The following is a 12677-nucleotide window of genomic DNA, read 5'->3' on the forward strand; positions in this document are numbered from 1 at the left end:
ACTCGATAGCTCAGTTGGTAGAGCACAACACTTTTAATGTTGGGGTCCTGGGTTCGAGCCCCAGTCGGGTCACTAAAGCTATTCTAATAAGAGTAGCTTTTTTTGTTTTTTGAATATTAATTTTATTTACCTTTAGTAAGGTGTAAGTAATAGTATTCGTTTAAGGCCATGTGGAGGAATTGGTAGACTCGCCATCTTGAGGGGGTGGTGTCGCAAGACGTATGGGTTCGAATCCCATCATGGTCACTTAAGAATAGAAGTGCTGTAGAGACCTTTAAAAAAAAAGCTACTTAATTCAATTAAGTAGCTTTTTTTTTACTGTTGATTTGTCTCATCACTATTCTCATCATTTTTCTTAGAAGGCCCCATTAGTAAAAATAAAGCCACAACTAGACCTACACAGACTAATCCAAAGATAATAATCATGAAGGTACCATTGTTGAAGTTGTAAAGAGGTAGGTTTTGTAAAGTCATAATCTGTTTATTTTTGTTATTTTAACACTAAAGTATAGAATATTTTTAACATTTAAAATGATAATTGTCATCTTATTTATATGTGAGTTATTTGATGAGGTGAAAACGAGGTTATATCAAGGTTTGGAAGGATAACTCCTTGTGTACTAAAAATGTACGCTCTTTGTTAAATAGTATATGATAAATTAAATTGAATGTTTATGGTCTAAAAATAGAAAATGTTTAAAAATGGTATCTCATCGTATAGTTAGAAAGTTTATCCAGATTAACCATTATTCTTAAAAAAACAGTAGTAATGTAGTTTAATTAAAAAGTTTGAAATTTTTTTTAAAATGCTATTAATTCATTTACTGTGTTTTACGTCTATCCCTTGATAAGTCTAGGAAAAAAGGTTAGTTTGTAATTTGTGAGGTATAAAAAAAGGACTACCTTTGCATAGCAATTGAGAAACAAACGGTTTATCAATGACTCGATAGCTCAGTTGGTAGAGCACAACACTTTTAATGTTGGGGTCCTGGGTTCGAGCCCCAGTCGGGTCACAAAAAAAAGCAGAGATTATAATCTCTGCTTTTTTTTTGTCTTATATTCTCAGATTACTTTATTTTGTTTAAGGAATCTCCGATAGGTAAATTCATTTTAGATGTTAAAGACGATATCTCATTTAATGAAAACTGTCCTGTTAAAATCATTACTATGTTCTCTTTACTATTTTCGTTGAAAAGAAGTAGGTTGCTTATGTTGTTAGCAGAACCATTTTGATTTATATATATCGTGATATTACTACCATTATCTTTATTATTAGAGTATTCTTTTAAAGAAGCAGAAGAAACATGTTTCGATACTGCAGTTTTCATTTCTTCTTTTAAAGAAGCTGAAGTTGTATTAAATACTCTTAATGAAGTTAATTTCTTGATTAGACTTAAATATGCTTTTTCTTCTTGGCTAGTAGGTTCTACCTTTACGTTAGCCATCATCTCGAACATCTTTTGATTTACAACTACTGCATTTACTTGTTTGTTTTTTTCAAATACTTGAAATACATCTTGAGCAAAGGTGTTAATAGTACTCAATGTAAATAAAAAGATTAATATTGTTTTTACTATATGTTTCATGGTTGCTTTGTTTTGTTAGTAGGGATCCCTTTATTCAGATCATTAGAAAGTTGAATTAGTAATTTTTGACATTCTTTATAAGCCACTTCTGGATTAGTAAATGTTCCATACTCATTTTGTTTTAAAGTAGGATTAGTGTCAGTTTTGGCAGGGAAGTATATAAAAGCTATTATAGCTCCTAATACTAGTGTTCCAAAGAAAAGTAGGTTTTTAATAGATGTCTTTTTTTTCATTTATATTGAACTATATGTACAAACATAATATAAATGTAAATAAGTTTTTGAATAATTCCTACGTAGTTTTAGAAAATCGTATTGGATTAACCTAATAACGAAGTAGTCATTTTATATTTTTAATGTTTAATAATGTTCTATTTTTGTACTTAAACCAATTATATAATTATGAGAGACAGGAAGATTTATTCTATGTTATTCTTAGTGGTTACTTTATTTGTATCTTGTAAAAAAGAGAGTAATACAGTAATAACTTCAGATGTTAAGTCTAGTACAATAGAATATGCAAAGGGATTTACTATAGAAAAGTATGACCAATATTCTGTGATAAATGTAAAACAAGCATGGGTAGGTGCTGATAAAAAATTTAAATATGTGTTATATAAGGAGGGAAGAGAGGTTATCCCTGATTCATTAAAAACACTTCCTAGTCTTAAAGTACCTGTGCAGTCTATAGTTGTTACTTCTACTACCCATATACCTTCATTAGTTGTATTAGAAGAAGAAGAAACGTTGAGGGGGTTTCCTGGGCTAAATTATATATCTTCTCCTTCTATTAGGAAATTAATAACTGATAATCACATTAAAGAACTAGGCCAAAATGAACAATTAAATACAGAGATGTTGTTAGATTTAAATCCTTCAGTTATTGTTGCATTTGCAATGGATGGGTCTAATCAAGCTTTACAATTAATTGAAAAAAGTGGAATACCTGTATTGTATAATGGTGATTGGGTAGAACAGACGCCTTTAGGTAAAGCCGAATGGATTAAGTTATTTGGTGCTTTATATGATAAAGAAAAAGAGGCTGCTGTTTTTTTTGATAAAATAGTTGAAGATTATAAGGAAGCACAAGCTTTAGTAAAAGATGCTAAAAATATTCCTACTGTGATGAGTGGTGCTATGTATCAGGATGTGTGGTATACTCCTCAAGGACAAAGTTGGATGGCTATATATTTTAAGGATGCTAAGTCTGATTATTTATGGAAGGAAACGGAAGGTACAGGTAGCTTATCTTTGTCTTTAGAGGTGGTGTTAGATAAAGCTATAGATGCTTCTTTCTGGATTAACCCTGCTCAATACGAAAGTCTTCAACAGTTAATAGAGGCGAATCCACATTATGCTAAGTTTAATGCTTTTAAAAATAAGAATATATTTTCGTTCTCTCCGAGGAAAGGAGAGACAGGGGGAAGTCTATTCTATGAGTTAGGGCCAACTCGTCCTGATTTAGTATTGAAAGACTTGATTTATATTTTACATCCAGAGATTTCTATACCTAATTATCAACCTGTATTTTTTGAACAACTAAAGTAGCTATGAGTAAAAAAATAGGTGTCATAGGTTTAATAGTAGTCTTGTTAACTCTGTTTATTCTGAACATATCCATAGGTAGTATACATATTCCATTTAATAAAGTGGTAAGTGTATTATTTGGAGAGGAAGAGGTAAAAGAGACATGGCGATATATTATTCTTAATTATAGATTACCTAAAGCGATTGTAGCTGTGTTAGTAGGAATAGCCCTTTCTATAAGTGGATTACTTATGCAAACGCTGTTTCGAAACCCTATGGCAGAAAGTTATGTGCTAGGGATTAGTTCTGGAGCAAGTTTAGGTGTAGCTATATTGATTTTAGGTGTGTCTTTTTTGCCGACAACTATTGTTTCCATTTTTACTTCTACTTATGGTATTGCCCTAGTATCTATTTTAGGGAGTTTAGGATTGCTGTTTTTGGTATTATTAGTTTCTAATTCTGTCCGAAATACAGTTACAGTTCTTATTGTCGGCCTTATGTTTGGAAGCTTTGCTAATGCGATAGTAGGTATATTGACTTATTTTAGTTCTGCAGAGCAGTTAAAGCGTTTCGCTTTTTGGTCATTGGGGAGTTTAGGTAATTTGAGTTGGGAAAGCATTACACTTTTTGCTATTGTTGTTGGGATAGGAGTATTAGGGAGTATGTTACTTATTAGAGCTTTAGATGCTATGCTACTAGGCGATAATTATGCTTCTTCTATGGGAATTAATGTTAAGAAGGCGCGTAATATAATTATTTTGGTCACTAGTCTTCTGGCAGGGATTTCGACTGCATTAGTTGGACCTATTGCTTTTATAGGATTAGCAGTGCCACATATAACAAGGCTTATATTGAAAGTGAGTGGACATCGTTATTTACTTATTAGTACAGCATTACTAGGAGGAATTTTGATGTTGATATGTGATATGTTGACTCAAATAAGAGGAGAGCAATTTTTGTTACCTATTAATGCTGTCACTTCTATATTTGGGGCACCTATTGTAATATGGCTTATTTTAAGAAAAAAAGTTCATTAAGAACTCGTTTGAGTGTATAATAGAAAAAAATATTAAAAATTAAAAGCATCCATAGTTTTGCTTTATCTTTGCGAGTTGTAAACAATAATTATGAAGTTCGATTTATTACATACAGACGTAAATTCTCGTGCACGTGCTGGGAAGATTACGCTTGATCACGGTGTTATTGAGACACCTATTTTTATGCCAGTTGGAACTGTAGCTTCAGTAAAAGGAGTTCACCAACGTGAATTATCAGAAGAGATTAATCCTGACATTATCTTAGGAAATACTTATCATCTTTATTTAAGACCTAAAATGGAGATTCTTAAGCAAGCAGGTGGGTTACATAAGTTTATGAATTGGGATCGTAATATCTTAACAGATAGTGGAGGATTCCAAGTATATTCACTATCATCTAATAGAAAGATTAAAGAAGAAGGAGTTAAGTTCAAGTCTCATATAGATGGATCTTATCACTTCTTTTCACCAGAGAGTGTAATGGAGATTCAACGTACTATTGGAGCTGATATTATTATGGCATTTGATGAGTGTACTCCTTATCCATGTGATTATAGATATGCTAAGAGATCTATGCATCGTACACATCGATGGTTAGATAGATGTGTTGACCATTTAGCTAAAGTACCAGAAATGTATGGATATTCTCAAACTTTATTTCCAATTGTACAAGGAAGTACTTTTAAAGATTTACGTGAGCAGTCTGCAGAGTATATAGCTAATATTGGTGCTGATGGTAATGCTATTGGAGGATTGTCAGTAGGTGAACCAGCAGAAGAAATGTATGCAATGACAGAGTTGGTAACGAATATTCTACCACAAGATAAACCTCGTTATTTAATGGGGGTGGGTACTCCAATTAATATCTTAGAGAATATTGCTTTAGGTGTAGATATGTTTGACTGTGTAATGCCTACGCGTAATGCTCGTAATGGTATGTTATTCACAGCTCATGGATCTATGAATATGAAGAATAAGAAATGGGAAGATGATTTTTCTCCTATTGATGAGAATGGATATACATGGGTAGATACAGCTTATTCAAAAGCTTATTTACGTCACTTGTTTGCGGCTAATGAATCATTAGGTAAACAAATTGCAACTATACATAACTTAGGATTCTATTTATGGTTAGTACGTGAAGCGCGTCGTCAGATTTTAGCTGGTACTTTTACAGAGTGGAAAAATAAGATGGTGAAACAAATGGATAACCGTTTATAGTTTAATCAAAAAGATAAAGAAGCATCAAATTATACTTATATGAAAATATTAGATTGGTATATACTCAAAAGATACTTAGTAACGTTCTTTGTGTTATTATTGCTTTTTGTGCCTATAGGAATCATAATTGATGTTTCTGAAAAAATAAACAAGATATTAGCAAATAAGGTACCTTTACCAGCGGTATTAATGTACTATCTGGACTTTACGATCTATTTTGCTAATATGTTGTTTCCTATATTGTTATTTATTTCTATTATCTGGTTTACTTCTAAGTTGGCTAATAATACAGAGATTGTAGCAATACTTAGTTCGGGAATTTCCTTTACTCGTTTTTTACGCCCTTATATTATCGGCGCTACTTTCATTTCTATTTTCGCTTTAGTAATGTCTGTTTTTATTGTACCTAAAGCTAGTCAAGGGTATAATGATTTTCGTTATAAATATATGAAGAGTGCTGAGGTACGGGAGAGTCAAAATGTATATCGACAAATTAGCCCTACTGAGTTTATTTATGTAAGTAATTTTAACTATAATAGCAAGACCGGTTATAACTTTTCATTAGAAGTATTTGATGGAAATAAAATGATTTCAAAAACGACAGCTAATCGTATTGTATGGAATCCTGATACAGAAACGTATACTTTATTTGCTTACTTCAATAGGGAGATAGGAGAAACCGAAGATCGTTTTGAAAGAGCTGAAGAGAAGGAAATGAAGCTTGATTTTGATATAGATGATCTTACTCCTGTGGTGTATGCGGCAGAAACGATGCAACTAGGACCTCTAAAGCGTTTTATAGAAAAAGAACAAATGAGGGGTTCTTCTAATATCAATGTTTATTTAGTTGTTTTGTATAAAAAGTACAGTGTACCTGTATCGGCATTTATTTTAACCATTATTGCTGTATCTGTTTCTTCAATGAAGAGGAGAGGAGGAATGGGGATGAACTTAGCCATAGGGATTGCTTTAGCTTTTATTTATGTATTCTTTGATAAGATATTCGGTACATTGGCAGAAGCATCTAGTATTCCACCTTTAGTGGCAGTATGGTTGCCTAATGTTGTTTTTGGTATTTTAGCAATATTTTTACTTCGAAATGCTCGCAGATAATATAAAAAGTCAAATATATCTCCATTTAATTGTTTTTATATGGGGATTCACAGCTATTCTAGGACAATTAATATCTCTAGAAGCTCTACCATTAGTATGGTACCGCATTTTAATAGCAGTGATTACTTTGTTAGTGTTTTATGCATTCACAAAACAATCTATAAAAGCCCCTAAACACCGTATTATACAGTTTCTAGGAGCTGGAGTGGTTATCGCTCTACATTGGCTAACTTTCTTTTTAGCCATAAAGGTGTCTAATATTTCGATTACATTAGCTTGTTTATCCACTGGAGCATTTTTTGCTTCTATTTTAGAACCATTAATTTTAAAGAGAAGGGTAGTAAGCTATGAAGTCTTTTTTGGCTTTATAGTAATATGTGCTTTGACTTTAATATTTAGTGTAAGTGGAGAGTATGTAGAGGGGATATTGTTAGGGCTAATCGCAGCCTGTTTGTCAGCTTTGTTTTCTATTATTAATAGTAAACTAATTGTGCATACAGCAGCTCCAGTTATTACATTTTATGAAATGTTGGGTGGGCTTATAGTCCTTTCTGTAGTATTATTGATTACGGGAGGTTTTACTATAGAATTTTTTGAGGTTAGTCTAAATGATTGGATGTGGCTTTTACTTTTAGGTACAGTATGTACTGCATTTGCTTTTTTAGGCTCTGTATATATAATGCGCTATTTAACGCCTTTTACTGTGATGCTGACGATTAACTTAGAGCCAGTTTATGGTATTTTATTAGCTGTGGCTATCTTTAAAGATAGCGAAAAAATGACGTTAGAGTTTTATATAGGAGCCTTGTTGATTTTGAGTACAGTAGTACTAAATGGTATTGTTAAAAATAGAAAAAAGAGAAAACTTAGTACTAGATAGCTTATCTATCCGAGTATTGTTTTATCTTTGTCATTCGTAATTGAAACTAAAACTTAATCATAAATGGAATATTTAGATTTTGAACTTCCAATTAAAGAGCTTGAAGAACAGCTGAATAAATGTGCTTTGATCGGTGAAGAATCCGATGTTGATGTATCAGCAACTTGTAAGCAAATTGAGAAGAAATTAGAAGAAACTAAGAAGAATATATACAAAAACTTGACTGCTTGGCAGAGAGTTCAATTGTCTAGACACCCTAATAGACCTTATACATTAGATTATATTAAGGCTTTATGTGGAGATACTTTTCTAGAGCTTTTTGGTGATAGAAATGTAAAAGACGACAAAGCAATGGTAGGTGGTCTTGGTAAGATTGGTGATCAAAGTTTTATGTTCGTTGGCCAACAAAAGGGGTATAATACTAAGACTAGACAGTATAGAAACTTCGGTATGGCTAATCCAGAAGGATATAGAAAGGCTTTACGTTTAATGCAAATGGCAGAAAAGTTTAATATTCCTATTGTTACTTTGATCGATACTCCAGGTGCATATCCTGGTTTAGAAGCAGAAGAACGAGGACAAGGTGAAGCTATTGCTCGTAATATCTATGAAATGTTCCGTATTAAAGTACCTATTATTTGTATTATTGTAGGTGAAGGAGCTTCAGGAGGAGCCTTAGGTATTGGTGTTGGTGATAAAGTAACAATGTTAGAAAATACTTGGTATTCTGTAATTTCACCGGAATCATGTTCTTCTATTTTATGGAGAAGTTGGGAATATAAAGAAAGAGCGGCAGATGCTCTTAAGTTGACTTCTTATGATATGAAGAAGAACAAATTAGTAGATGATATCATTCCAGAACCACTGGGAGGAGCACATACTAACAGAGAAGAAACTTTCGCTACTGTTAAGAAGTATATTGTAGATACATATAGTAGTTTAGCTAAGTTATCAACAGATAAGTTAATAGAAAAACGCATGGAGAAATATTTCGAAATGGGTGAGTATAAAGACTAGTTCTGACTATATAGTAATATTAAAATCCGAGAGTCTTTCTCGGATTTTTTTTTCACTAATTATTAGTTATCTTATTAACAAGCTAATTGTATAAATTAGAATTGAGTTATCATCAAAAAGAATTAATTTCGCATTATGGAACAAGCAAAAGAATTTAGACCAAAGCAATCTTTTTCTAGAGAAGTCGTGTCTTTAGAGAAAGGAAAACTTCCACCACAGGCTATTGATTTAGAAGAGGCTGTGTTGGGAGCCATGATGATTGATAAGAAAGGTATTGATGAGGTTATTGATATATTACAACCTGATGCTTTCTATAAAGACGCTCACAAACATATTTTTGAAGCAATCGATCAATTATTCGTGAGTAATCAACCGATAGATTTATTAACTGTATCTACGCAATTGCGTAAAAATGGTAAATTAGATCAAGTGGGAGGTGATTACTATTTGGTTAGTCTTACACAAAAGATTACTTCTTCTGCACATATTGAATTCCATTCACGTATTATTTTACAGAAATTCATTCAACGTAGTTTGATTCGTATTTCGAATGAAATAATTGAAGATGCTTATGATGAGACAAGTGATGTATTTGACTTATTAGATAAAGCTGAATCTAGATTATATGAGGTAACTCAAGGAAATATAAAGAAAAGTTCGGAGACAGCTCAGTCTTTAGTGGCACAAGCAAAGAAGAGAATTGAGGAAATCAGTACTAAAGAAGGACTAAGTGGATTAGCAACAGGTTTCCATAAGCTAGATGAACTTACTTCCGGGTGGCAACCAAGTGACTTGATTATTATAGCAGCTCGTCCTGGTATGGGAAAAACAGCTTTTGTATTATCGATGGCTAGAAATATCGCTATTGAGACTGGTGCAGGTGTTGCAGTTTTCTCATTAGAGATGTCTTCTGTACAGTTGATTACACGTCTTATTTCTTCTGAGACAGGATTGTCTTCGGAGAAATTGCGTACTGGTAAATTAGAAACACACGAGTGGGAACAACTAAACGTAAAAGTAAAAGACTTAGAGCGCGCTCCTCTATATATAGATGATACTCCGTCTTTATCTATTTTTGACTTACGTGCTAAAGCTCGTCGTTTAGCTTCTCAACACGGAATAAAATTAATTATTATTGATTACTTGCAGTTGATGACAGCTGGAGGGAATTCTAAGGGGGGAGGAAACCGTGAGCAAGAGATTTCTACTATCTCAAGAACGCTTAAGGCATTAGCAAAAGAGTTAGATGTACCTGTTATTGCTTTATCACAGTTATCTCGTGCTGTGGAGACACGTGGTGCTTCTAAAAGGCCTTTATTATCCGATTTAAGGGAGTCTGGAGCGATTGAGCAAGATGCGGATATTGTATCGTTTATCTATCGTCCAGAGTACTATAAGATTGAAGAATGGGATGATGAGGAAAGAAGTCCTACAGCTGGACAAGCAGAATTTATTGTTGCAAAACACAGAAATGGTGGACTAGATAACATTCGCTTAAAATTCTTAGGACAATTCGGTAAATTTGATAATTTAGATGATGATGTTATTGGATTTGGTAATACATTCTCTTCAGCAATGAATGATCAAGAGGGAGGAGACTATAGACAGAATTTTGTTGGGAATTTACCATCTGGTGATTCTGTATTTGGTTCTGCTCCTAATCAAGGTGGTTACCAAGGAGGCTATCAGAATGATGATGATGTTCCTTTTTAACTATATATACAAAAAAACGCCTACTTTATAAAGTAGGCGTTTTTTTGTATATAAGAAGTCTTATTGTTGAACTTGTGTAACAGGATTTACTGTAATAACCTTAGGCCTATAAAGCTTATTAGCATAGTCCCAATTTAAATGCTTAAAACACATTTCTAAATAGGCTGTAATATCTTCTTCATAAGTAGGATAATAGGCATGTTCCCATAAATCTATTCCTAAAAGAGGACTTCCTTTGGCTACTTCAGGCATCATAGGAGATTCGTTATTTACAGTTGTCACAACTTGTAGTGTTCCATTTACCTGTACTAACCATAACCAACCTGAACCAATTAAAGCATTTCCTTGAGCTATAAATTCTTTCTTAAACTCTGCCATAGAACCAAAAGATTCTGTTATAGCATTTTTAAGACTCTCATTAGGAGCTTTTTCTTCTAAGGGAGATATAGAGCGCCAATAGATATTATGATTGTAATATGCTCCTGAAAGATTTTTGAGCTTAGGATAATTGTTGTCAATCTTGGAAACTAGTCCTGATATACTATCTCTTTCAAATTGAGTACCGTGTACTGATGTATTTAATTTATTCGTATAGCTAAGGTGGTATTTATCATAATGTATATAAACACTTTCTGGCTTTAGTATATCAACATAATCACTAAAACTATAACCAATACCTTGCATTTCAAAAGGGCCTTGTTTAGTTTTTATAGTATTAGGATCTGGAAAGTTAGAACTTTTAGTAATAAAAGACTCTCTTTCTGGAATCTGTACTTCTGTTAGTTCTTCCTTATTATTACAAGATGTAAGTAGGAGACTGTTCAGAGCGATTATGATGATTAAAGTTACCTTAAGCTTTTTCATTACTTAATATTTCTTTTGCTAGTTTGATATATTCTAACTTAGCTTCTTCTATTGTTAAATGACTTACTTGTGTCCAAGCATTAAATTTAAAAGCACGTTTAAGATCACTAGACATATCTTCGAAATCTTGGTGGCTCAGTCCATTTGTAGCTTGTTTGTAGAAAGCATAGATACGCAACATGACATCAGGAGGAAGGTTCTTAGCCTCTCTTGAAATTCGCTCGTATGCTTCTGTAAAATCTAAATCTAAATTGCTCATTATTTACTTGTGCGCAATAACAGTTTTATTACCAATTGCTTTTTGATTTAATACCACATCAACTTTTGTGCCTAATGGTAAATATAGGTCTACTCTTGAACCGAATTTAATAAATCCAGCATCAGTACCTTGTACTACTTGCATACCTGGTTTAGCATAGTTAACGATACGTTTAGCTAATGCTCCTGCAATCTGTCTGTACATAACTTCTCCAAAAACTGGATTCTCAACTACCACTGTAGTACGTTCGTTTTCTTCACTAGCTTTTGGATGCCATGCTACTAGGTATTTACCTGCATGATATTGACTATATTTGATAAGTCCACTTAGTGCGTAGCGTGTTACGTGTACGTTGATAGGGGACATAAATACAGATACCATTAATCTTTTGTCTTTAAAGTATTCTGGTTCATATACCTCTTCTATAACAACAACTTTACCATCTACTGGTGCTAAGATTTTATTATCATCAGCTGTTACAGTTCTGTCAGGGTTTCTAAAGAATTGTAATATTAGAAGTAAAAAGATTAATACTATAGATTGCAGGACTACTCTTAGCCATGGAATACTAGCACATAACACATCAGCTAAAACTACTAATACAGCAGCTATTACTAATGAAAAGAAAATGATTTTAGTTCCTTCTTTGTGAAACATAGTTATAAAATTTGATATATTAAATACAAAAACGGTGCTACAAATATAACACTATCTAATCGATCTAGAATTCCACCATGCCCAGGCATGATAGAACCGCTGTCCTTTACGCCAGCCTCCCTTTTGAAATGAGATTCTACTAAATCTCCAATCGTTCCAAAAATGCTGACAAAAATAGCACTACTTATCCAAATTACAATATTAAAAAAGTCAAAATATTGACTTAAGATCGTTCCTGCAATAATTGTAAACAACATTCCTCCTAGAAAACCTTCTATTGTTTTCTTAGGTGATATTCTTTCGAATAACTTATTTTTACCAAATTTCTTTCCTGTGATATAAGCAAAAGTATCATTAGTCCAAATCATTATTAAAATACCAATAATTATTTGTGGTACATATATTGGTTGATTACCATCTTTGACAAATGGCAAATATTGAAGTGTAACAAATGATGATATTACATAACCTAAGAATATAATCATTTTGATAGGAAATGATCTATTCGGTTTTTTTGTAGTAAATAATTCAGCTAGTAATGCAAGTAGTACTACAGCTGAGAATATTGCTATCGCATTAATAGGTAATATATCTCTATTCCACGCTAGACATGCAGAGGCCATAAGAGAGATAATCATAGCTAATGATTTTGGTAGCTTGATTAGTTTTGCAAATTCATAGGATGCAATGAACATAAATGCTCCGAAAAGAATTTCAAAGCTAGTAGGTGAGTACAATGTTGCTCCAATCAAAAGCGCAATGTATACAACGCCTGATATTGCTCGAGTAACAGTTTCTGACATA

14 protein-coding genes and 3 tRNA genes are annotated in these 12677 nt (G+C 32.8%); 10 read left to right on the top strand and 7 right to left on the bottom strand.

Features of this window, described 5'->3' with window-relative positions:
- Positions 1-72: transfer RNA gene (locus HX049_RS04615), tRNA-Lys, on the top strand.
- Between the two features lie 92 nt (positions 73-164).
- Positions 165-246, top strand: a tRNA-Leu gene (locus HX049_RS04620).
- A 69-nt stretch (positions 247-315) separates the two neighbouring features.
- Here HX049_RS04620 and HX049_RS04625 read toward each other — a convergent pair.
- Positions 316-474, bottom strand: a complete 159-nt coding sequence (locus HX049_RS04625) for a hypothetical protein (RefSeq protein WP_006258775.1) — start codon at positions 472-474, stop codon at positions 316-318.
- Positions 475-940: 466 nt separating this feature from the next.
- Here HX049_RS04625 and HX049_RS04630 point away from each other — a divergent pair.
- Positions 941-1013: transfer RNA gene (locus HX049_RS04630), tRNA-Lys, on the top strand.
- Between the two features lie 54 nt (positions 1014-1067).
- On the opposite strand, the gene HX049_RS04635 is transcribed toward HX049_RS04630, so the two are convergent.
- Together HX049_RS04635 and HX049_RS04640 are read right to left on the bottom strand one after the other, a co-directional pair.
- Positions 1068-1586 carry a DUF4252 domain-containing protein gene (locus tag HX049_RS04635; RefSeq protein ID WP_286414385.1) on the bottom strand — a complete coding sequence of 173 codons (519 nt, stop codon included), beginning with the start codon at positions 1584-1586 and terminating at the stop codon, positions 1068-1070.
- Positions 1583-1819 (bottom strand): hypothetical protein, encoded by a 237-nt coding sequence (locus HX049_RS04640; RefSeq protein ID WP_286414387.1) that lies wholly within the window; start codon positions 1817-1819, stop codon positions 1583-1585. The genes HX049_RS04635 and HX049_RS04640 overlap by 4 nt, the downstream gene beginning before the upstream one ends.
- A 168-nt stretch (positions 1820-1987) precedes the next feature.
- Here HX049_RS04640 and HX049_RS04645 point away from each other — a divergent pair, with 168 nt between their 5' ends.
- The 7 genes from HX049_RS04645 to dnaB all read left to right on the top strand — a co-directional run bounded on the left by HX049_RS04645 (position 1988) and on the right by dnaB (position 10093).
- Entirely contained in the window at positions 1988-3133 is a 1146-nt protein-coding gene (locus HX049_RS04645; protein WP_286414388.1) for an ABC transporter substrate-binding protein, read from the top strand.
- A 2-nt stretch (positions 3134-3135) separates the two neighbouring features.
- Positions 3136-4149 (top strand): iron ABC transporter permease, encoded by a 1014-nt coding sequence (locus HX049_RS04650; protein WP_286414389.1) that lies wholly within the window; start codon positions 3136-3138, stop codon positions 4147-4149.
- Between the two features lie 90 nt (positions 4150-4239).
- Positions 4240-5370: a tRNA guanosine(34) transglycosylase Tgt gene (gene tgt, locus HX049_RS04655; RefSeq protein ID WP_286414391.1), complete on the top strand. Its 1131-nt coding sequence runs from the start codon at positions 4240-4242 to the stop codon at positions 5368-5370.
- A 39-nt stretch (positions 5371-5409) separates the two neighbouring features.
- On the top strand, positions 5410-6483 hold the full coding sequence (locus HX049_RS04660; protein WP_286414392.1) for an LptF/LptG family permease: 1074 nt from the start codon (positions 5410-5412) through the stop codon (positions 6481-6483).
- On the top strand, positions 6470-7363 hold the full coding sequence (locus HX049_RS04665; RefSeq protein ID WP_286414394.1) for a DMT family transporter: 894 nt from the start codon (positions 6470-6472) through the stop codon (positions 7361-7363). Before HX049_RS04660 ends, HX049_RS04665 begins: the two co-directional genes overlap by 14 nt.
- A gap of 63 nt (positions 7364-7426) precedes the next feature.
- Positions 7427-8380: an acetyl-CoA carboxylase carboxyltransferase subunit alpha gene (locus tag HX049_RS04670; protein WP_006258766.1), complete on the top strand. Its 954-nt coding sequence runs from the start codon at positions 7427-7429 to the stop codon at positions 8378-8380.
- 135 nt (positions 8381-8515) lie between these two features.
- On the top strand, positions 8516-10093 hold the full coding sequence (gene dnaB / locus HX049_RS04675) for a replicative DNA helicase (protein ID WP_286414396.1): 1578 nt from the start codon (positions 8516-8518) through the stop codon (positions 10091-10093).
- Between the two features lie 60 nt (positions 10094-10153).
- On the opposite strand, the gene HX049_RS04680 is transcribed toward dnaB, so the two are convergent.
- From HX049_RS04680 to HX049_RS04695, 4 genes are read right to left on the bottom strand one after another with little or no spacing between them, the layout of a single operon-like run.
- Positions 10154-10957: a superoxide dismutase gene (locus HX049_RS04680; RefSeq protein WP_286414398.1), complete on the bottom strand. Its 804-nt coding sequence runs from the start codon at positions 10955-10957 to the stop codon at positions 10154-10156.
- Positions 10944-11216 carry an acyl-CoA-binding protein gene (locus HX049_RS04685; RefSeq protein WP_286414400.1) on the bottom strand — a complete coding sequence of 91 codons (273 nt, stop codon included), beginning with the start codon at positions 11214-11216 and terminating at the stop codon, positions 10944-10946. The genes HX049_RS04680 and HX049_RS04685 overlap by 14 nt, the downstream gene beginning before the upstream one ends.
- A gap of 3 nt (positions 11217-11219) precedes the next feature.
- Positions 11220-11873: a phosphatidylserine decarboxylase family protein gene (locus tag HX049_RS04690; protein WP_286414403.1), complete on the bottom strand. Its 654-nt coding sequence runs from the start codon at positions 11871-11873 to the stop codon at positions 11220-11222.
- Positions 11874-11875: 2 nt separating this feature from the next.
- Entirely contained in the window at positions 11876-12676 is an 801-nt protein-coding gene (locus HX049_RS04695; RefSeq protein WP_286414404.1) for a phosphatidate cytidylyltransferase, read from the bottom strand.
- Between the last annotated feature and the right edge of the window lies 1 nt (position 12677).

The sequence above is a fragment of the Myroides odoratimimus genome (assembly GCF_030326305.1).
Taxonomy (GTDB): Bacteria; Bacteroidota; Bacteroidia; order Flavobacteriales; family Flavobacteriaceae; genus Flavobacterium; species Flavobacterium odoratimimum_A.